At 67.4% G+C, this 19,910-nt stretch carries 20 protein-coding genes; 9 read left to right on the top strand and 11 right to left on the bottom strand.

The annotated features are described in order from the left end of the window. Positions 1-35: 35 nt before the first annotated feature. Complete coding sequence (locus K0O64_RS28690; protein ID WP_071948508.1) at positions 36-389, top strand: glyoxalase superfamily protein; 354 nt, start codon at positions 36-38, stop codon at positions 387-389. Here the strand turns inward: K0O64_RS28690 and K0O64_RS28685 are convergent. The 7 genes from K0O64_RS28685 to K0O64_RS28655 form a co-directional block, all read right to left on the bottom strand. Continuing rightward, complete coding sequence (locus K0O64_RS28685) at positions 386-1,624, bottom strand: DUF445 domain-containing protein (RefSeq protein WP_125477517.1); 1,239 nt, start codon at positions 1,622-1,624, stop codon at positions 386-388. The two genes, K0O64_RS28690 and K0O64_RS28685, sit on opposite strands and share 4 nt — an antisense overlap. Next, a complete protein-coding gene (locus K0O64_RS28680; protein ID WP_083542788.1) occupies positions 1,621-2,277 on the bottom strand; it encodes an Abi-alpha family protein in 657 nt (218 codons plus the stop codon). The genes K0O64_RS28685 and K0O64_RS28680 overlap by 4 nt, the downstream gene beginning before the upstream one ends. A gap of 45 nt (positions 2,278-2,322) precedes the next feature. Continuing rightward, a complete protein-coding gene (locus K0O64_RS28675) occupies positions 2,323-3,243 on the bottom strand; it encodes an esterase family protein (RefSeq protein WP_275085029.1) in 921 nt (306 codons plus the stop codon). A gap of 157 nt (positions 3,244-3,400) precedes the next feature. After that, positions 3,401-3,868 (bottom strand): DUF4262 domain-containing protein, encoded by a 468-nt coding sequence (locus K0O64_RS28670; protein WP_164520161.1) that lies wholly within the window; start codon positions 3,866-3,868, stop codon positions 3,401-3,403. 85 nt (positions 3,869-3,953) lie between these two features. Then, positions 3,954-5,084, bottom strand: coding sequence for an N-acetylglucosamine-6-phosphate deacetylase (gene nagA / locus K0O64_RS28665; RefSeq protein WP_096312565.1), 1,131 nt, complete (start codon positions 5,082-5,084; stop codon positions 3,954-3,956). Next, positions 5,085-5,870 (bottom strand): glucosamine-6-phosphate deaminase, encoded by a 786-nt coding sequence (gene nagB, locus K0O64_RS28660; RefSeq protein ID WP_071948516.1) that lies wholly within the window; start codon positions 5,868-5,870, stop codon positions 5,085-5,087. A 6-nt stretch (positions 5,871-5,876) separates the two neighbouring features. After that, the gene (locus tag K0O64_RS28655) at positions 5,877-6,347 is read right to left on the bottom strand and encodes a PTS sugar transporter subunit IIA (protein WP_096312564.1); all 471 of its coding nucleotides are present in this window, start codon (positions 6,345-6,347) and stop codon (positions 5,877-5,879) included. Between the two features lie 111 nt (positions 6,348-6,458). On the opposite strand from K0O64_RS28655, the gene K0O64_RS28650 reads away from it, so the two are divergent. Beyond that, positions 6,459-8,027: a PTS transporter subunit EIIC gene (locus tag K0O64_RS28650; RefSeq protein WP_071948518.1), complete on the top strand. Its 1,569-nt coding sequence runs from the start codon at positions 6,459-6,461 to the stop codon at positions 8,025-8,027. 70 nt (positions 8,028-8,097) lie between these two features. Next, on the top strand, positions 8,098-8,376 hold the full coding sequence (locus K0O64_RS28645) for a hypothetical protein (RefSeq protein ID WP_225933568.1): 279 nt from the start codon (positions 8,098-8,100) through the stop codon (positions 8,374-8,376). Positions 8,377-8,388: 12 nt separating this feature from the next. Here the strand turns inward: K0O64_RS28645 and K0O64_RS28640 are convergent, their stop codons facing one another. Beyond that, on the bottom strand, positions 8,389-8,991 hold the full coding sequence (locus K0O64_RS28640) for a TetR/AcrR family transcriptional regulator (protein WP_071948522.1): 603 nt from the start codon (positions 8,989-8,991) through the stop codon (positions 8,389-8,391). A 25-nt stretch (positions 8,992-9,016) separates the two neighbouring features. Here K0O64_RS28640 and K0O64_RS28635 point away from each other — a divergent pair, with 25 nt between their 5' ends. The 3 genes from K0O64_RS28635 to K0O64_RS28625 all read left to right on the top strand — a co-directional run bounded on the left by K0O64_RS28635 (position 9,017) and on the right by K0O64_RS28625 (position 12,064). Further along, positions 9,017-9,778 carry an SDR family NAD(P)-dependent oxidoreductase gene (locus K0O64_RS28635; RefSeq protein ID WP_096312563.1) on the top strand — a complete coding sequence of 254 codons (762 nt, stop codon included), beginning with the start codon at positions 9,017-9,019 and terminating at the stop codon, positions 9,776-9,778. A gap of 255 nt (positions 9,779-10,033) precedes the next feature. Then, complete coding sequence (locus K0O64_RS28630; RefSeq protein ID WP_225933797.1) at positions 10,034-11,272, top strand: acyltransferase family protein; 1,239 nt, start codon at positions 10,034-10,036, stop codon at positions 11,270-11,272. 102 nt (positions 11,273-11,374) lie between these two features. After that, a complete protein-coding gene (locus K0O64_RS28625; RefSeq protein ID WP_164520256.1) occupies positions 11,375-12,064 on the top strand; it encodes an Rv0518 family GDSL lipase in 690 nt (229 codons plus the stop codon). Between the two features lie 3 nt (positions 12,065-12,067). Here the strand turns inward: K0O64_RS28625 and K0O64_RS28620 are convergent, their stop codons facing one another. Further along, the gene (locus tag K0O64_RS28620) at positions 12,068-12,328 is read right to left on the bottom strand and encodes a hypothetical protein (RefSeq protein ID WP_071948526.1); all 261 of its coding nucleotides are present in this window, start codon (positions 12,326-12,328) and stop codon (positions 12,068-12,070) included. A 169-nt stretch (positions 12,329-12,497) separates the two neighbouring features. On the opposite strand from K0O64_RS28620, the gene K0O64_RS28615 reads away from it, so the two are divergent. Both K0O64_RS28615 and K0O64_RS28610 read left to right on the top strand, forming a co-directional pair. Then, positions 12,498-14,111, top strand: coding sequence for a S53 family peptidase (locus K0O64_RS28615; RefSeq protein WP_096312560.1), 1,614 nt, complete (start codon positions 12,498-12,500; stop codon positions 14,109-14,111). A gap of 5 nt (positions 14,112-14,116) precedes the next feature. Continuing rightward, entirely contained in the window at positions 14,117-14,854 is a 738-nt protein-coding gene (locus K0O64_RS28610; protein WP_071948528.1) for a hypothetical protein, read from the top strand. Between the two features lie 19 nt (positions 14,855-14,873). On the opposite strand, the gene K0O64_RS28605 is transcribed toward K0O64_RS28610, so the two are convergent. After that, on the bottom strand, positions 14,874-15,764 hold the full coding sequence (locus K0O64_RS28605; protein ID WP_071948530.1) for an aminoglycoside phosphotransferase family protein: 891 nt from the start codon (positions 15,762-15,764) through the stop codon (positions 14,874-14,876). Continuing rightward, positions 15,761-15,904 carry a hypothetical protein gene (locus K0O64_RS28600; protein WP_164520160.1) on the bottom strand — a complete coding sequence of 48 codons (144 nt, stop codon included), beginning with the start codon at positions 15,902-15,904 and terminating at the stop codon, positions 15,761-15,763. Before K0O64_RS28600 ends, K0O64_RS28605 begins: the two co-directional genes overlap by 4 nt. Before the next feature lie 52 nt (positions 15,905-15,956). Here K0O64_RS28600 and hrpA point away from each other — a divergent pair, with 52 nt between their 5' ends. After that, on the top strand, positions 15,957-19,904 hold the full coding sequence (gene hrpA / locus K0O64_RS28595; protein ID WP_164520254.1) for an ATP-dependent RNA helicase HrpA: 3,948 nt from the start codon (positions 15,957-15,959) through the stop codon (positions 19,902-19,904). Positions 19,905-19,910: the final 6 nt, after the last annotated feature.

Here is a 19,910-nt window from a genome sequence, read left to right as displayed (position 1 = left end):
TGCCACCGCGAGGCCGTGAGGGGTTAGATCGACCTATGCGTGTCAACCGGATCATCGCCGACCTGCAGGTCACCGACATCGAGTCGGCCAAGGATTTCTACACCGACTATCTCGGCCTGACCACCGAGGAGTTCAACCTCGGCTGGGTGGCCAGATACACCAGCCCAGAGACCGGTGCGAACCTGCAACTGGTCACCCAGGATGCGACCGCGCCGGTGGCGCCCGTCATCTCGGTCGCGACCGACGACGTCGACGCCGCCTACGATCAGGCCCGCGCCCGCGGGTACGAGATCGTGCACCCGCTCACGACAGAATCATGGGGAGTGCGGCGGTTCTTCGTCCGCGATCCGGACGGCAACGTGATCAACGTTGTGGCGCACCGGGACTAGTGCCCGGCAAGCATCACGATCAACTCGGCCTGTAGCTCGCCGAACAGGAAGCCCAGCGCGGCACCCAGTACCACGATGATCCACTCGTCGTCCTTGAACGCCGGCCGCAGCAGGTTCTCGTAGGCTTGGGCGTCGAGGTCGCGCATCTTCTCGACCATCATGTCTTCGAGTTGCAGCCGCTCCTGGAAGTAGCCTTCGATATAGCTGGACGTCTCAGGCAGTTTCGCGATGATGGAGGCGGCGATCTGCTGCTTCATCTGTTGATACTGCCGACTGCCGACAGCGTTGATCACCCGGACAGCCTTGCCGAGCTGAGCGTCGATGGTGTTGCTGATCTCGGTTTGGATGAGATCGAAGAACTTATCCGACATCGGGCCGGTCAGCACGCTCTCCATGATGGCCTTGGGGGTGAAGATCTCTCGTGCCATCAACGCCGCGTAGCCCTTGATCACGTCATCGCGTTCGGCCTGGAAGACGCCCTGCCACTTGATGCCGGGAAACACCGTGCGTCGCTGCAGCGGACGGAAAATCATCTGCAGTGCAACGAAATCGGTGAGACCACCGGTCAAGAGCCCGAAGGCCGGCAGCGTCCACACCCATCCCGTGAAGCCGAAAACCAGAACCTGGACCAGGCCGATGACGAACCCGAACCACAGACCGGCGAGGACCAAGAACTTGAACGCGGATTGGCCGATGTCCTGAAAGACGCGGTTCAGCTTCGCCTTATCGCGGACCAGGTTGGTGACGACCATGTGTTTGATGTCGAAGATCTGGTCGACTTGACCACGCAGCTCGGCGAACATCGCCCGCGACGCGGCCGGAATACGGTTGTTGACATTGGCCACGATCAGGTCTTTGACCTGGTCTGGCGTGGCCCGCCACAGCTGGGGCTGCAGCGCCATCATCATCGTGTCGACGAGTTCGGTTGCGGCGGCGTTGAGTGGCTCCCCGAGTTCCTTCACCAGCTCGTCGGGATCGATCTTGTCGAACATCTCCTCCGGTTTGAGGATCCCGGACGTGAGTGAATCCACCGCCACTGCAGCCATTTTCGGTGCCCGCTTGGGGATCTGGCCCTGCCATCCCAGATACGGTTTGATGCCCTTGAACTCGACGGGGTAGAACATCATCTTCAGCGCGAGGATCTTCGTCGCCCAACCGACCAGCGCTGCACCGAGGGGAATGGACACATACACCCACCACGGGTAGGTGAAGATGTCTGCCGCCTCGATGCTCACTTCGCGGCCTCCCACAGCTCCTGGCCGAGCTCGGAGATCCGCACCGTTCGCCGGATCACGCGCGCCGAGCGGATACCGCGCCGCGCCTTGGCAATTGCCGTATTCACCGCGGCGTCGGTGAGCAACATCTCGTAGTCGTCGTACATGGCGCTGCCGCCCTCGGGACCGATGACGGCAAGTCCGGCGAGAACGAGCCGACTGACGTATAGCGGCGTGTGATGAGGAAGCGAGACACCGGCCGCGCGGCCCACCGTGGAGGCATTCGTCAGCACCAGCACGGTGCTGGTGCCCAGCAGCGGTTCGGCGATATCGATGACGGGATAGGTGGAGCCGTCGGAGAGCGCCGCGAGGATGCGTGCCTCGTCGGGCAGCAGGTCGCTCAGCAGCGACAGGTACAGGGCGTTGCGACTGTCGTCGGGACGGCTGTACATCGACCGGTCGAGTAGTTCACGAAGAACATCGGTCGGAGTGGCAGGGGATTCATCGGTGGCCACGTCCGGCGGCTCGTCGTCGGGCGGGTCGATCTCGGCGAGATGTGCTTTTATCGCACGGATTACGATCCGTTCGGCGTCGGCGAGCCGGGCCAGGATCTGACCGATCAACGGTGTCTGGGCGACGGAGCGCTCGACGGATTGCAACGAGATCCCACCCATTCGTGGATGGTATGCGACCCGGCGCGCCCGCATGGCACTTCGCAATTAAGCGGTCGGGGTGGCTCCCAGTACCCGCTGCAGATCACCCTTCATCGCTTGCAGCTGCGCGCCCCAGTACCCCCAGCTGTGTGTGCCGCTGGGCGGAAAGTTGAAGACCGCGTTGCGACCGCCGGCGGCCTGATACTTGCGCTGGAACTCCTTGTTGGTGTTCAGGGTGATGTTCTCGAGGTACCCCGCCGTGAACAGTCCGCCGAATGTCGGGTCGTCGGTGTTGTCGAGGTCCGACGGTGCGCCCGTACCGCAATAGATCCACACCGCAGTGCCGTTGGCGACCAGCCGTGCCACGTTGACCATCGGGTCGTTGCGCTGCCACGCCGGATCGTTGGTGGGTCCCCACATGTCGGTGGAGCGATACCCGCCACCGTCCTTCATGGCCAGCCCGATCAGTGTGGGCCACAATCCGAGTGAGGGGTTGAGAAATCCCGACAGCGAGCCCGCGAAGATGAACTGCTGCGGATGCCAGATCGCCAGGGTGAGGGCGGCGCTGCCCGACATCGAAAGACCCACGACCGCATTGTTGATCGGCGTGACGCCCTTGTTGAGCGCCAGCCAGGCGGGCAATTCTTGGGTGAGGAACGTCTCCCACTTGTAGGTCAGTGTCCCGTTGGACCCGGCCGCCGGCTGATACCAGTCACTGTAGAAGCTGGACTGACCACCGACGGGCATCACCAATGACAGCCCGGATTGGTAGTACCACTCGAAGGCGGCGGTGTTGATGTCCCAACCGTTCTCGTCGTCGCGGGCGCGCAAGCCGTCCAGGAGGTAGACCGCATGGGCGCCGCCGCCTTGGAATTGGATCCGGATGGTGCGGCCCATCGCCGGTGACGGTACGTCGAGTGCCTCGACCGGCAGACCGGATCGCGAGTACCCGGCGGCGGGTGCGGTCTGACCGGTGAGGCCGACCAGGCCGGGAGTCAGCAGCACGGCCGTGGCGAGGCCCCCGAGCCGCTGCACCCAGCGGATCGCGCGGTGCACGGAGGTCCTCACAGCAAGCAACGTAACAACGCCGGCAGCGTCGGCCCGTCCTGGCACGCCTGCCGTGATTGCTTTGTGACCACCGCCGTTACGCGGCCCGGGTGCGCATTCCCAGCACCGGTTGCCGGCTCTCGCGATCGCAGAAGTCCTCGGCCCACGGCCACCGCCCGCGACCGTCCGACCACACCAGCTGTAGCGCGCGAATATCCTTGCCGTACAGGGCAATCGCGCACCCCATGTGCGCGTCGGGATGTTCCACCTCGACGACCTCCAGCATCGGACCGCCGCACAGTGTGAACTGCTGGCCGGCCGTGAGCTCGGCGCCGCGCAGCACGAGCTCGGCCGACTTGCTCAGCAGGCGCGCGGCGCGTTGCGGTGACACGTTCGTCATCAGCAGCTCGGGGACGTCGTAATCACTCAAGCCGACCGTGTAGGCAAACGGCGTCCGGGTCGACTCGACGTATTGCACCGCCCAGCCCCGCCGCAGGATCTTGGCGCGGACTTCGTCGAGATAGTCGGCGACGGAGTTGTCCGGGTGATCGCACAACCAGCACATTGCGGGGCCCCTTTCGTCAGTTCGACGGTGTACGGAACACATGCACCCGGGGTCCGACAGAAAATCGAACTGACGTTCGCCGCGCTCAGCGGGCGACCCACGCACCGCCGTGCAGCACGTCGGTGACGGTGAGGTCGTCGTCGAGCGCGACCAGGTCGGCGCGCGCGCCGGGGACCAACTCCGGGCACGGAAGCCCCAGTGCACGAGCAGGATTGATCGAGGACTGGCACACCGCGAGCAGCAGCGCCTCGTCGCGGGGAAGCGCGCTGTGGGCGACGGCGAAGCCGAATACCCGGTCCATCGTCGCGGTGCTGCCCGCGATCGTCGACGTGCCGGCCAACCGGGCCACGCCACCGGCGACCTCGACGTCCATCCGCCCGATCTGGTAGCGACCGTCGCTGACCCCGGCGGCAGCCATGGCGTCGGTGATCAGCGACATCCGATCCGGGCCGGTCGTGTGGGCCACCTGCCGGTACAGGGCGGGGTGGACGTGCACCCCGTCGGCGATCAACTCCACCGTCACCCGCGGGTCTTCCAGCAGCGCGATCACCGGGCCCGGCTCGCGGTGGTGGATGGGGCGCATGGCATTGAACAGATGTGTGCCCACCGTCGCGCCCGCGCTGATGGCCGCGCGCGTCTGCTCGTACGTCGCGTCGGTGTGGCCGACCGCGGCCACCGCTCCGGCACTGACGATCCGCTCGATCGCCGCCAATGCGCCCGGTCGCTCCGGTGCCAGGGTGACCATCCGGATGGTTCCACCACCGGCCTGCAACAGCCGGTCGACCTCGTCGGGGTCCGGATCGCGCAGCAGTACGGGATCGTGGGCACCACAGCGCTGCACCGCCAGCCACGGGCCCTCCAGGTGAATGCCGGCGACCAGCCCGTCGCGCGCGTGCCCGGCCAGCACCTCGACCTGCTGCAGCAGGTCGGCCGGTCCGGTCGAGACCAGCGAGGCCACCAGCGTGGTGGTGCCGTGCCTGCGGTGAAGGTCCACCGCGGCCGCCGTGTCGGACGCGCTCGCCGCCGAGAAGTCGACGCCGCCACCGCCGTGCACGTGGGTGTCGACGAAACCGGGGACGACCGTCGCCAATTCCCGATCGGCGGGCAGGGGCGGTGCACCCGCACCGAGGGCCCGCACCGTTGTGCCCGAAACCTCAATCCAGCCGGGGCGCAACAACTCTCGGCCGGTCAGCACGGTCTGGGCGGTGAGCAGCACTCAGATGCCCTGCCAGTGCGGCTTGGATAGGTAGGTCTCGCGGTAGTAGTCGGCCAGCTGCAGCCGCCGGGCCGCACCGCCATCGAGGAGCACCGTGACATGGGGGTGGTGCTGCAGGATGGTGGCCGGCCACATCGCGCTCACCGGGCCCTCCACCAGCTGATGCACGGCCTCGGCCTTGGTCCGGCCGATGGCCACCAAGACCACGTGCCGGGCCGCCATGATCGTGCCCAGCCCCTGGGTCAGGCAGTGCGTCGGGACGCGGTCGACGTCGTCGTCGAAGAAGCGGGCATTGTCGATGCGGGTTTGGCGGGTGAGGGTTTTGATGCGGGTGCGCGACGACAGCGACGAGCCGGGTTCGTTGAAGCCGATGTGGCCGTCGGTGCCGATTCCCAGGATCTGCAGGTCGATGCCGCCGGCCGCGTCGATCGCCGCCTCGTAGGCTGCGCATGCCGCCGGAATGTCCTCGGCCAGCCCATCCGGACCGGCCACCGCCCCCGGTGCGAAATCGACCCGCGAGACGAACACCGTGTCGATGACCGTGCGGTAGCGCTCGGGATGATCGGCGGGCAAGCCGACGTACTCGTCGAGGGTGAAGCCGCGCGCGTGCCGGAACGAAATCCGACCCGCGTCACATCGGGCCGCGAGCTCGTCGTAGATCGCCAGTGGTGAGGAGCCGGTGGCCAGCCCCAGTACCGCGGTCGGCTTACGGGCGAGCAGTACCTCGACGGCGTCCGCCGCGACGGTGCCGATCTGCGCGGCGTCCTCGAGGATGACGACTTCCATCAGACCCTACTTGGTGGCCGTGAAAAGCAGTGAGCCTGAGGTTATTTCGGTGCCGTTCGCGACTGCGTCGCCCACCGTGACATTGCCTGGCTCGCGTTCGTCCATCACCACCACGGGAACGATGGGATTCAACCCCGCCGAAACCACTGACGGGACGTCGTAGGTGATCACCGGCTGGCCTGCGGTCACGGTATCGCCCTCGGCGGCCAGCGCAGTGAATCCGACGCCGCCCAGCCCGACGGTATCGAGCCCGAGATGGACCAGCACGCCGACATTCTCGCTCGTCATGATGATGTAGGCGTGTGGCATCAGCTTGAGGATGCGGCCGCTGACCGGTGCCACCGCGTCGACGACCTCGCGCGGCGGGTCGACCGCGGCACCGTATCCGACCATGCCTTGCGAGAACACGGGATCGGGCACGTCGCCGAGCGCGACGGCACATCCGGACACCGGGGCGTGGACGGGTGTGGTGCTCATCGTCTTCGAGAATAGAGAGTCCGTCCCTGCCGGGGTGGCGGAAACAACGTCTCAGCTGCCGCCGGTTGTCTAGGCTTCGCCTGTGCGGCGACAAAGGGAGGCCCGTCGGTCATGAGCGACACCACCAAACAGGCAGGGGCACAGCAAAAGTCGGGACTGCGCATACCGGGCTTCGCCCAGTTGCAGCGTCTCGGCAAGAGCCTGATGCTGCCGATCGCGGTGCTCCCGGCGGCCGGTATTTTGCTGCGGCTCGGTCAGGACGACCTGCTGGGCCGGATCAAGGCGCCGGTGATCGGCCCGTTCTTCCAGGCGATGAGCGCCGCCGGTGGTGCGCTGTTCAACAACCTCGCGTTGTTGTTCGCCGTCGGTGTGGCGATCGGCTTCGCCCGCAAGGCCGATGGCTCGACCGCGCTTTCGGCCGTCGTCGGGTACCTGGTGATGCAGGCGGTGTTCAAGACGATGTCGCCGTTCGTGCTCGCCGGCCAGCTCGACAAAGCCGGCGAGCAGGCACAGATCAACTACAGCGTGTTCGGCGGGATCGTGGTCGGCTTGCTCACCGCGTGGCTGTTCGACCGGTACCACACCATCCAATTGCCGTCGTATCTCGGCTTCTTCGGCGGCCGGCGGTTCGTGCCGATCGTGGTGTCGCTGGCGAGTCTCGTGCTGGCCTTCGCGATGAGCTACTTCTATCCGATCTTCGACGCGGGCCTCACCGGATTGGGCCACTTCATCGGCGGCGCCGGCGCGCTGGGGGCGTTCGTCTACGGCTTCGCCAACCGCATGCTGATTCCACTGGGCCTGCACCACATCTTGAACTCCTACGTGTGGTTCATCTACGGCAGCTACCCGAGCGGCGACGGCCATGTCGTCACCGGCGAGCTCAGCCGGTTCGCCGCCGGCGACCCCAGCGCCGGGCTGCTCACGTCGGGCTTCTATCCGATCCTGATGTTCGGTCTGCCCGGGGCGGCACTGGCCATGATCCACGTCGCGAACAAGAAGCAACGCAGGGTCGCCTTCGGCATCCTGTCCGCCGCCGCGCTGACCGCGTTCCTCACCGGCGTCACCGAACCACTGGAGTTCGCGTTTATGTTCGTGGCGTTCCCGCTCTACATCGTGCATGCGGTGCTGACGGGCCTGTCGCTGGCGATCGCCTACCTGCTCGACATCCACCTGGGCTTCTCGTTCTCGGCCGGGCTGATCGATCTGCTGCTCTACGGCACCGCGCCGGCCGCCAAGAACATCCCGCTGCTGATCGTGATGGGCCTGGTCTTCTTCGCGGTGTACTACCTGTTGTTCCGGTTCGCCATCACCCGATGGAATATGCGCACGCCCGGCCGCGAACCTGAAGCGGAGTTCGACGCCGAAGAGCGGGCCAACGTGGGCGAAGGTGTCGAGTCGGCGACCTCGGTCGGAGCCGGGGGAGCGGTGAAAACCGCGCCGACCGTCACCGACAGCAAGGGCGAACAACTCATCGCCGCCTTCGGCGGACGGGAGAACCTGCGCAGCGTCGACGCCTGCATCACCCGGCTGCGCATGGAAGTGGCGGATCCGGGCAAAGTCGACCACGATCGGCTGAAGGCGATGGGTGCCGCAGGCGTGATCGAGGTCGGCAACAGCGTGCAGGCGGTCTTCGGAACCCAGGCCGAGACGCTCAAGAACGAGATCAACGATGCTCTGTGACGGCTAACGCGAGATGCCGGGACGCCGATATGGTGGTTGAGTTGGGGCCTTACGGCGGAATCGAGTGACTGTGAAACGACTTCTCATCGGCGGGTGCGCTCTCGTGCTCACCTCAGGATCGCTGGCGCTCGCCGCGCCCGCGTCCGCCGACTGCCCGTACGGCACCGTCCCGAGCCGCTTCCCCGGGGTGTGCACCTCGGGCCAGTCCGGCGGCCAGGTCCCGCAGGCGGTCGGTCCCTCGGACGTCACCACCAATATCCAGCCGAACCAGATCCCCACGATGAACGGCATCCCCTGCAACCTGTGGCACTCGGTCACCTGCTGGGCGATGGCGCAGAACGGCGGCTAGGACTACAGGCCTTCAGGCCGCCCGCAGCGCGTCGATGCCCTCGTCGAGAGCTGCTTCCAGATAGCTCAGATCGCCGGTGGCGAGCATGATGCCGACGCCGCCCTGAATCCCGGCCAACAACGCTGCCGCGGCACGCTCGGCGTTCACCGAATCGGCCACCTTTCCCTGGTCCTGCATCGACCGGATGCCGGTGGCGATCGCGCCGCGCCACTGCACGATCAACTCGGCCGTTACAGCTTCGGCGCCCTGGGTCGTGCGCCCGATCTCCGACATCAGCACCGCGATCGGGCAGTTCTGGCCCTGACGGCGGTAGCGGTCGACCACGGAATCGCGCCATCGCTGCCAGGCGGCCCAGGACGTCAGCGCGCTCAGGTGTGGCTGCTGGTCGTCGAGCACCCTCTGCGACTCCAGCGCCGCGACCGCCAGCAGCAACTGCTCCTTCCCGCCGGGAAAGTAGTGGAAGAGTTGGCTTTTCGACGTCCGGGTGTGCGCCATGACATCGTCGAGCGTGGTCAGCGCGACGCCGCGGGCGCGGATCTCGGCGGCGGCCCCCTCGATGATCCGCTGCCGGGTGGCCCGACCTTTGGCGGTCAGGTTTTGGACTTGCAGGTCCATTTTGAGAGGCGAACCATATGGACTCATGAGTCCAAAAGATACCCGGTTGGCCGGGCGCAGAGCACTTGTCACCGGCTCCACAGGCGGCCTCGGTGTCGCCATCGCCAAGGCCCTGGCGGCCGAGGGTGCCGTCGTCGTGGTCAGTGGCCGAGACAAAACCCGCGGTGATGCCGTCGTCGCCGATATCCGATCGGCCGGTGGTGACGCCGCCTTCGTCGCCGCCGACCTGGGGGCCGGCGGCGATGCGGCCCGCCGACTGGCCGACGGCGCCGTCGAGGCGGCGGGCGGCATCGACATCCTGGTGAACAACGCGGCCACCCTGCTGATGCCCACGCCGACCGCCGACGTCAGCGAGCAGGAGCTGCGAGATGTGTTCGGCGTCAACGTATTCGCGCCGTTCCTGCTGACCGGTGCGCTGGCCCCGCGGATGGTCGACCACGGCGGCGGCGCCGTCGTCAACATCGGGTCGATCACCGGTCTGCGCGGATCCAGCGGATCGGCGGTGTACAGCGCCAACAAAGCCGCGATCCATTCGTTCACGCAGTCCTGGGCCGACGAGTACGGCCCGCACGGCGTGCGAGTCAACGCCGTGGCCCCAGGACCGATCGGCACCGAGCGGCAGGCCGAATTCGCCGATCACATCGCACCGACGTTGAGCCGACTGCCGTCGCGGCGGGTGAGCACTCCCGAGGAGGTCGCGGCTGCGGTGGTGTTTTTGGTCAGCGACGACGCCGCCAACATCCACGGAACCGTTCTGAGCGTCGACGGGGGCTGGGCTGCGACGTGATCGGGGCAGGTCCGGGGCGCAAATTTGCCTCCTCGTCAACAGCCTGGCTGCCCGCTCGATGTTGTCAGGATCACACCCCGGCAAACGGCTGGCGGGGCGTCTGCCCAGCAATCCCACAGCATTGCGAACCCGGAGCGGCAGCTACCGCGCTGATACGCTGCCATGGTCGCCGGGGCCATGATCCCGGTGCGGCGGGGTCCGACCCGTGTGACGAAATGACGTCGAAACGTAAAGCAAGAGTCGGAAATGGGTGTTGTGCGAACCGGAGAGATCAAGGCGCTGACCGGTCTTCGCATCGTCGCCGCCATGTGGGTTGTGCTGTTCCACTTCCGCCCGCTGATCTGGGAAGCCTCCCCACGCCTCAAGGATGATCTGGCGCCGCTGCTCAACGCCGGCGCGCAGGGTGTCGACCTGTTCTTCATCCTCAGCGGATTCGTGCTCACCTGGAACTATCTCGACCGGATGGGGTCGCATTTTTCGCCCCGGGCCACTGTGCATTTCTTGTGGCTGCGGCTGTCCCGGGTGTGGCCGGTGTACCTGGTGACCATGCACATCGCGGCCGCGTGGATCATCTTCACGTTGCACTTCGGCGCCACACCCTCGCCGGCCGTCGAGAAGCTCACCGCGATCAGCTACGTGCGCCAGCTGTTCATGGTGCAACTGTGGTTCGAACCGTTCTTCGACGGCACCAGCTGGGACGGCCCGGCCTGGTCCATCAGCGCGGAATGGTTGGCGTACCTGCTGTTCGGCGGAATCATCCTGGTGATCTTCCGGATGGCGCGGGTCACCCGGGCGCGCACGCTGCTGCTGCTGGCGTTCATCGCCGCGCTGCCGCCGACACTGCTGCTGCTGGCCAGCGGCCACTTCTACACCCCGTGGAGCTGGCTGCCGCGCATCGTCGCCCAGTTCCTGGCCGGCGCGCTGGCCTGTGCCGCGGTGCGGCGCCTTCAGATCGGCCGGCGCGGCCAGCACATCTCGGGCATCGCCGCGGTGCTGCTGACCGCTGCGATGGTCGGCATCCTCTACTACTACGACGCGAATCCCGTCGCCGGGATGATCGACCCCGGCGGCCTGGTGGACGTGCTGTTCATGCCCCTGGTCGTCACGCTCGCGATCGGCGTCGGCACGCTGCCGGCCCTGCTGTCCACCCGGCTGCTGGTGTACGGCGGCCAGATCTCCTTCAGCCTCTACATGGTTCACGAGATCGTGCACACCTCATGGAACTGGGCGGTTCAGGAGTATCAGATCGACCTGCCGAAGTCGGTGCAGAAGATGGTCGTCGTCGGGTTGATCGTCGCCGCGGTGCTCGGCGCGATGGCGCTCTATCACTGGGTCGAGGAACCGGCCCGGCGCTGGATGCGCCGGATGGTCGATTTCCGGGACGTCAAGCACGACAAGCACACCGGCCCACCGGGGGCCGAAGGTGGCCGGCTCACCTCGATCGAACAGGCGCGAGATTCCCGGCCGCCGCAGTCGTCGGCCCGGGCCGGGTAGTAACGAACCCAGCATCGATGGGCGACAACACCTTCGGAGGCAGTAGGCTGCCTGCGTCGGGCGAAACTCAGTGGGGTGTCAGTGATCCGCAGGGAAGGACTTGTGCGCGTCGTCACGACGGGCCTGTCGGCAGTCGCGGTGCTCGCCGCTGTCGTCGGTTACTCGCATCCGGCCGTCGGTTACCAATTGGCAAATCGCGGTTCGGGTTTCAGCCGCATCGCGGTGATCGGTGATTCGTACACGACGGGCACTGACGAGGGTGGCGAGGGTCCGCAGTCGTGGACGTCGCGCGCCTGGCTGATGCTCGCCAGTCAGGGTGCCCGGGTCGACGCCGACGTGGCCGCCGAGGGCGGTGCCGGTTACGGGATCCGCGGCAACCAGGGCAGCCTGTTCGAGGACCTCACCGTGCGAGCCGTCGACCGCGACGACGCCCTCGTGGTGTTTTTCGGCTCGCGCAACGACCAGCCTGTCGACATGCAGAAGTACCCGGTCCTGGTCGGGGAGACCTTCCAGATCGTCCGCCGAGTAGCGCCCAAGGCCAAGGTGCTGGTGATCGGGCCGCCGTGGCCGACCGCCGACCCACCGGCCGAGGTGCTGGCCCTGCGTGACAACCTGCGCACCCAGGCCAGGACCGTCGGTGCCGTCTTCATCGACCCGCTGGCCGAAGGCTGGTTCGTCGGACACCCCGAACTCATCGGTCCGGACGGTGTCCACCCCACCGATGCGGGCCACGCCTACATGGCCGAGAAGATCGCCCCGCTCATTCGGAGCCAACTGGCCATCCCGCTGTGAGGATCAGGGGCCGATCCACGGTTGGTTGTTGCCCAGATTGTTCGCATCGACCTGATAGCACTGCGGGGGTGTGCTGAAACCGAACGCGCCGCCGGTGTCGCAGCGCTGGAAGAAGCCATTGGCATCGATCGGGTCGTCACAACGCTGACCGCCGCCCCACGGCGTCCAGAGGCCCTGGCATCCCGCCTGTGCCGCGGGCGCACTGATGACGCCGATACCCATAGCGGTGATCGCGCAGACCACCAGTGAACCGAGTTTCTTCACCGTCCACCTCCTCGACGACAAACCTCAAGTGAAGTTCGGATACCCAGTTCATCGCGGCGGCCAACGAGAGCGTTATCCCGCTCGACGCTGACCCGCCGACAGGTCGTCGATGTCGATTGCCACCGCGTCCTGCCCTGTGACCCCGCATCGGTGTGGGATCGTTTGCGTGATGCTCAGACGCTTGTGGCAACGGCGTCGCCGGGGGCGACCGCTGGCACCGTTTCTGGTGAAGGTGGCCGTGGTCATGGTGGTGTTCACCGCGGACCGCCCGACACCGTCGCTGCCCTACAACCTGATCGCCGGGCCGTTCGCCCGGTTACTGGCCCAGGCCGTCGACCTCGGGCCCGCGCGCACCGAGCGCGTGCAACTGACCGCTGAACTGCGGGACGCCGCCCACCCGGCGGCGCTGACTGAGTGGGCCGGCTCGCACGGGTTGTCGGTGCAGTGGCGTGAGGGCGACGCCTGGGCGGTCGTGGAGGGTGCGCCCCGCGCGATGGCCCGCGCGCTCGACGTTGTGGTGCACGACTACCGCCGCACGAACGGGGTGGTGTTCTACGCCTCGCCGCAGCAGCCCGTTGTCCCGCACCAGCTGAGCGGCGAAGTCAGCGAGCTGGGGCGGATTCTGGGTTACACGCCGTCTCATGAAGGCCTCCCGCCGACCCCGCCACTGGACGTGCCCAACGCGGGGCTCGCGCCCACCGAGTTACTCACCGCCTACAACCTCACCTCGCTGACGTCGGCCGGCTACACCGGAAAAAGACAGACCGTCGTGGTCTTCACCTTCGACGGCGTCGATCAGCGCGACCTGGACAAGTTCTCCGAGTGGTTCTCGCTGCCGCCGTTCAGCCTGGAGGTGATGGGCGGTATGCCGCCCGACCGGCGAGGCGAGGCGACCATGGACGTCCAGTTCGTCCACGCGATCGCGCCCTCGGCGAAGATCGTTCTGGTCAACGCCCGCCCCACAGCCGAAGGCGACGCGACGTACGTGAAGCTCGGCAAGCTGATGGAGGACGTCGACCGCCGGTATCCCGGTGCGGTGTGGAGCTTTTCGATCGGTTGGGGCTGCGATCGCCTGCTTTCTCGCGCGGACCTGGCGCCCGTCCGTTCGGCGCTGGCCCGCGCACAACGCAACGGGACGACGACCTTCGTCGCCAGTGGGGATCTGGCCGGCCTGGAATGCAAGGGCGGCAAAACCTGGTCGGATCCGCCGAGTCCGGACGACTACGGCGTCGACGTGATGGCCTCACTGCCGGAGGTGACCGGCGTCGGCGGCACGACGTTGTCGACCGACTCTCAGGGCCGGTGGTTGGCCGAACAAGGTTGGTACGACGTTCCGTTGACGCAGGGCAGCGGCGGCGGTGCGTCAGTATTGTTCGCCCGTCCGTCGTGGCAGGACACCGGAACGCGGGCCGGACCGCACGACAAGCGACTGGTGCCCGACATCGCCGCGGTGGCCGATCCCTTCACCGGCGTGAAGTTCGTGTTCAACGGACAGGTACTCGTCGGCGGCGGCACCTCGCAGGCCGCGCCGATCTGGGCCGGGATGGCCGCGGTGATGAACCAATTCCTGACCGCGCGCGGACTGGGTCAGCTCGGCGATTTCAACCCGCTGCTCTACGAGATCGCTGGCGGCGCCGAGGTACCCGCCTTCCGGGACATCTTCCTCGGTGCCAACGCGGTGACGCCCGTCATGGTCGGCTACGACATGATCACCGGGCTGGGGACGCCCAACGTCGACAACCTGATCAAGGCCCTCCTCGTCCTGAAGTCGCTGCGCCGATGAGCGATATGACGACAACATCGGACGGCGCCGACTCGTTCTCCGGCTACGCGGTGCCTGCGGGCGACTACCGCGCCCGGCGAGAGCGCGGTCCGGCCTACTTCGTCACCATCGGCCTCTGGGTAATCCTGTTGGTGGCGGCGATGATGGGGCTGAGCGTCCTCGCCACCCGCATCACGCCGACCTCGACCACGTACCACTGCCCACCCGACTGCGGCCGTCCGCCGACGGGGCTGCCGGTGGCGATCAATCCCCGCTTCTTCGCTCAGGACGGGTCGTTCTCCGTGTCGTATCCCGCGTCCGGAACCGCCTATGACGTCACCACCGAACCCAACGGTGTTCGCGCCGAATTGAACATCGGCGACGGGGGGACGCTGCGGTTGTTCAGCGAGCCGGCCAGGGGGCGCGACGCGCGCCGGGTGGCCGCCGACCTGAAGGGTCAGATGTTTCCGGACGCGGTGACGTCCTATGAGCTGCCCAACGCGATCCTGGGTTACGAGCCGGGCTACGGCGAGGTCGCCGACGACTGGCCGAAGGGCACCACGACCGACGCCCAGCATCTGCGCATCATCCTCATCGTCGCGGTGAAGAACGACCTCGCCCTGGTGGCCGGTGCGGTGGGGCCGTTCCACCAGTTCGGGCCCGACGACGGGCCGGGGCCGCCGTCACCGGCGAACCTCGACATCGCCAAGGACATGGGCAAGTACGTCAACAGCTTCATGTGGCGCGGCGACCCGCCTCGATAGTCGTTGTGGCCCTTGGCTTTCAGTCCTGCACGGCCTTGGCGACGGCGATGCAGGTGGTCAGCCAGTCCGGCTCGGGCAGGCCGTCGTGCACCGCCCACATCGCATTGAGCACCATCCGCACGATCACCCAAGCTCGCGCGCGGTCCTCGTCGAACCCGGCGGCGTCGACCAGGGTGTAGAACCGCCGGCGCACACCGTCCCGGACGTCACCGGCGAGTTCGTCGAAGCGGTTCCACAGCATCGGGGCGATCTCGTAGGCCGGGTCGCCGTTGACCGGCTTGGGGTCGATGACCAGCCAGGGCCGGCGGTCACCGGCGAGCACGTTGGCGTAGTGCAGATCGCCATGGATGACCCGTGCAGTGGTCGCCGGGTCGGTGGTCAGGTCGGCGCACAGGCTCAGCGCCTGTTCGACCAGCCGGTGCGGGATCGGCGCGCGGCGCGGCAGATCGGCGAGTTCGGCGGCCCACCGGTCGAGATACAGCGTCAGCGTTCGCAGCTGCGGCATGGCCGGGACGTGGATGTGCCGGTACAGGCCCGCGACGATCTGACAGGCCTCGACATCGGTGACAGAGGTCAGGTCTTCGCCGTGCAGCCGCTCGAGGAGAAGGGCGTGACGGTGCGGGTCGGCGCTGAGCAGCTTGACCGCGCCGTCGCCGCCCCAGCGCCGCAACGCCAGGTGTTCGTGTTCGGATTCGTCGTCGGGGAAGCTGATCTTGAGCATGGCGCTCGTACCGTCGGGCGCGCGGACCGGCAGCACCAGCGAGCAGTAACCGTGGGTGGCCGGACCTTCGGGCCGAAGTTGCCACTGCGCGACGACCTCACGGGTGAGCCGGGGCAGCGTGTCGATCCACGCCGCCCACTGCGGTCCACGCTCGGCCATCGCCCGCACCGCGGCGGGCAGGTCGCTCACGTCTGGGGTTCGTCGGGATGCTCGCTGGGTGACTCGCTGGGTGGGGCGGGCTTATTCAGCCAGTCCTTGAGCCGAAACAGCTGACTGGCCACGATTCCGAGGCCTACCAGCAGCACACCCACGACGATCCAAATGGTCATTGCCATCGAGCCTACGCACTCCGTCACGCTCTCAGCGGCGCTCGGCGCTATTGTGGCGCCAGTGTCCGAGGTCTCCGTCGAGCAGGTGCGCCAGCTGCGCAACCGCCTCGACGGGCTGACCTTCCGCGACGCGGCCCGGCTGGGCCGGCGGTTGAAATCCCTGCGCGGCGAGGTGTCGGCGGCGACCGTGCAGAAGATCGCCGACCAGGTTGCGGCGGCCGAGGCCGTGATCGCCACCCGGGAAGCCGCGGTGCCGGTCATCACCTACCCCGATCTGCCGGTCAGTGACCGCCGTGACGAGATCGCCAAAGCCATCACCGACAACCAGGTCGTGGTGGTCGCCGGCGAGACCGGCTCGGGCAAGACCACCCAGCTGCCCAAGATCTGCCTCGAGCTGGGCCGCGGGATCCGCGGAACCATCGGCCACACCCAACCGCGCCGGCTGGCGGCGCGAACGGTGGCCCAGCGCATCGCCGACGAGGTGGGCACCCCGCTGGGCGAAACAATCGGCTACACCGTCCGCTTCACCGACCAGGCCAGCGACCGCACCCTGGTGAAGCTGATGACCGACGGCATCCTGCTCGCTGAGATCCAGCGCGACCGGCGCCTGCTGCGCTACGACACCCTGATCCTCGACGAGGCGCACGAACGCAGCCTCAATATCGACTTCCTCCTGGGCTATCTGCGTGAACTGCTGCCCCGGCGGCCGGATCTCAAGGTGATCGTCACCTCGGCCACCATCGAACCGCAACGGTTCGCCGCGCACTTCAATGACGCTCCGATCGTCGAGGTGTCCGGACGCACCTACCCGGTGGAGATCCGCTATCGACCCCTGGAAGTACCTGTGGTGGACGATGATTCGGAAGCCGGAGGTCGCCGCCGGGGCGGCTCCGAAGACCCGGACGATCCCGACCACGAGATCGTCCGCACCGAGGTCCGCGACCAGACCGAAGCCATCGTTGACGCCGTCCGCGAGTTGGAGGCCGAGCCGCCCGGCGATGTATTGGTGTTCCTTTCCGGTGAACGAGAAATCCGGGACACGGCTGAGGCCCTGCGGGACCTGAAGAACACCGAGGTGCTTCCGCTGTATGCGCGGCTGCCGACCGCCGAGCAGCAGCGGGTGTTCCAGCCGTCGCGGACCGGTCGACGAATCGTGTTGGCCACCAACGTTGCCGAGACGTCACTCACCGTGCCGGGCATCCGCTACGTCGTTGATCCGGGGACCGCGCGGATATCCCGCTACAGCAGGCGCACCAAGGTGCAGCGGCTGCCGATCGAGCCGATCTCGCAGGCCTCGGCCGCGCAGCGGGCCGGCCGCTCCGGGCGTACCGCACCCGGGGTGTGCATCCGGTTGTACTCCGAGGAGGACTTCGCGGGTCGTCCCCGCTACACCGATCCGGAGATCCTGCGCACCAACCTGGCCGCGGTGATCCTCCAAATGGCGGCGCTGCAACTCGGCGACATCGAGAGCTTTCCGTTTCTCGACCCGCCCGAGCAGCGCAGCATCCGCGACGGTGTTCAGCTGCTGCAGGAACTCGGCGCCTTTGACGCGAGCGGGGCGATCACCGAAATCGGCCGCCGGCTCGCGCAGTTGCCGGTGGATCCGCGGCTGGCGCGCATGATCGTGCAGGCCGACACCGAAGGCTGCGTGCGCGAGGTGCTGGTGCTCGCCGCCGCGCTGTCGATACCCGACCCTCGTGAGCGACCGTCCGACCGTGAGGAAGCGGCGCGGCAGAAGCATGCGCGGTTCGCCGACGAGCATTCGGACTTCGTATCGTTCCTGAACCTGTGGCGGTACCTCCGGGAAGAGCGAAAAGCGCGATCCGGCAACGCGTTCCGGCGCATGTGCCGCGAGGAGTTTCTGCACTACCTACGCATCCGGGAGTGGCAGGACCTGACCGGACAGCTGCGCAGCATCGCCCGCGATATCGGTATCCGGGAATCCGACGACCCAGAGCCGGCCGATCCGGCACGTGTGCACGCGGCCCTGGTTGCCGGCCTGCTCTCGCATATCGGTCTGCGGGAGGGGGATTCGCGCGAGTACACCGGTGCGCGCAACTCCCGATTCGTGTTGGCTCCCGGGTCGGTGCTGACCAAACGGCCGCCACGCTGGCTGGTGGTCGCCGACCTCGTGGAGACCAGCCGCCTCTACGGCCGCATCGCCGCCCGCGTCGAACCCGAGATGGTCGAGCGGGTGGCCGGACATTTGGTGCAGCGCAGCTACAGCGAGCCGCACTGGGACGCCAAGCGCGGTGCCGTGATGGCCTTCGAACGGGTGACGCTCTACGGACTTCCGCTCGTTCCGCGCCGACGGGTGGGCTATGCCAACGTCGACCCGACCGCGTCCCGCGAGCTGTTCATCAGGCATGCGCTGGTTCAGGGGGAGTGGCAGACCCGCCACCACTTCTTCGCCGACAACGCGCGGCTGCGGGCGGAACTGGCCGAGCTGGAGGAGCGCGCCCGCCGGCGCGACCTGCTGGTCGACGACGACGAGATCTACGCCTGGTACAACAGCAGGATTCCGCCTCAGGTGGTGTCCGCCCGTCATTTCGACGGCTGGTGGAAGAAGCAGCGGCACAGAACCCCCGACCTGCTGACCTTCACGCGCGACGACCTGCTCCGCGTCGATGACGCCGCCGAACGGCCGGACAACTGGCAGGCCGGCGACCTGTCGCTACCGCTGACCTACCGGTTCGAGCCCGGCGCCGCCGACGACGGGGTGACGGTACACATTCCGGTCGAAGTGCTGGCCCGGCTCGGCGGCGACGAATTCGGCTGGCAGGTACCGGCATTGCGCGAGGAACTGTTGACCGCGCTGATCAAGTCCTTGCCCAAAGACCTGCGGCGCAATTTCGTTCCTGCTCCTGACACCGCACGGGCGGTACTCGCCGACATCCAGGTTGGCCGCGAACCGCTACTGGAAGCGCTGCAGCGTGAATTACACCGCCGCAGTGGGATTCTGGTGCCAATCACCGCCTTCGATCTGGACAAACTGCCCGCGCACCTGCGGGTGACCTTCGCCGTCGAGGGACCGGACGGAGCCGAGGTGGCCCGTGGGAAGGACCTCGATGTGCTGCAGCGTCAGCTCGCGGGGTCCGCCCGCAAGGCGGTGGCCGACGCGGTGGCCAGCGATCTGGAACGAAAAGGGCTGCGCGCCTGGCCCGACGACCTCGACCGGTTACCGGCCAGCGTCGAGCGAACCGTGGGCGGTCACCTCGTGCGTGGCTACCCGGCATTGGTCGATGCCGGCACTGGCGTGGATGTACGGGTCTTCGCCACCGAGGCCGAACGGGACGCCGCGATGCGAGCGGGCACAAGGCGGCTGCTGCGTCTGGCGGTGCCGTCGCCGGTGAAATCGGTGGAGAAGAGCCTGGATCCGCGAACCCGACTGGTATTGGGAGCCAACCCCGACGGCTCGTTGGCCGCGCTTCTGGACGATTGCGCCGATGCGGCCGTCGATGTGCTGGCCGCGCAACCGGTCTGGACCAAGGCCGATTTCGCTGCGCTGCGAGACCGGGTGGCCTCGGCGCTGCCGTCGACGACCCGCGAAATCGTGAGCCGGGTACAGAAGGTTCTCGCCGCCGTGCACGAGGTGCAGCTCGCCCTGCCCGACAAGCCGCCTGCGGCGCAGGCCGATGCGGTCGCCGACATTCGCGCGCAGCTGGCGGGACTGGTCGCGACACCGTTCGTCACCTCCACCGGGGCCGGGCGGCTGGCCGACCTGACCCGCTACCTGACGGCGATCAGCCGACGCCTGGACCGGCTGTCCCAGGCCCCGCAGGCCGACCGCGAGCGCATGCAACGGGTGCACGCCGTCGAGGACGCCTACTCCGAACTGCTGCACGCACTTTCGCCCACCCGCGCGGCGGCCTCCGATGTGCGCGACATCGGGTGGCAGATCGAAGAGTTTCGAGTCAGCCTGTGGGCTCAGCAGCTGGGCACCCCACGCCCGGTCAGCGAGCAACGCATCTACCGCGCGATCGACGCGGTCCTGGCCTGACAACGA

The sequence above is a fragment of the Mycolicibacterium pallens genome, from assembly GCF_019456675.1.
Lineage (GTDB): Bacteria > Actinomycetota > Actinomycetes > Mycobacteriales > Mycobacteriaceae > Mycobacterium > Mycobacterium crocinum.
The sequence above is the reverse complement of the archived record's forward strand: the minus strand, read 5'-3'. Positions and strand labels throughout refer to the sequence as shown.

Coding starts and splice junctions, on each gene's coding strand:
- K0O64_RS28690 (WP_071948508.1), top strand. CDS start 36: ATGCGTGTCAACCGGATCATCGCCGACCTGCAGGTCACCGACATCGAG.
- K0O64_RS28680 (WP_083542788.1), bottom strand. CDS start 2,277: ATGGGTGGGATCTCGTTGCAATCCGTCGAGCGCTCCGTCGCCCAGACA.
- K0O64_RS28670 (WP_164520161.1), bottom strand. CDS start 3,868: ATGTGCTGGTTGTGCGATCACCCGGACAACTCCGTCGCCGACTATCTC.
- nagB (WP_071948516.1), bottom strand. CDS start 5,870: ATGGAAGTCGTCATCCTCGAGGACGCCGCGCAGATCGGCACCGTCGCG.
- K0O64_RS28655 (WP_096312564.1), bottom strand. CDS start 6,347: ATGAGCACCACACCCGTCCACGCCCCGGTGTCCGGATGTGCCGTCGCG.
- K0O64_RS28650 (WP_071948518.1), top strand. CDS start 6,459: ATGAGCGACACCACCAAACAGGCAGGGGCACAGCAAAAGTCGGGACTG.
- K0O64_RS28640 (WP_071948522.1), bottom strand. CDS start 8,991: ATGGACCTGCAAGTCCAAAACCTGACCGCCAAAGGTCGGGCCACCCGG.
- K0O64_RS28635 (WP_096312563.1), top strand. CDS start 9,017: ATGAGTCCAAAAGATACCCGGTTGGCCGGGCGCAGAGCACTTGTCACC.
- K0O64_RS28615 (WP_096312560.1), top strand. CDS start 12,498: ATGCTCAGACGCTTGTGGCAACGGCGTCGCCGGGGGCGACCGCTGGCA.
- K0O64_RS28610 (WP_071948528.1), top strand. CDS start 14,117: ATGACGACAACATCGGACGGCGCCGACTCGTTCTCCGGCTACGCGGTG.
- K0O64_RS28600 (WP_164520160.1), bottom strand. CDS start 15,904: ATGACCATTTGGATCGTCGTGGGTGTGCTGCTGGTAGGCCTCGGAATC.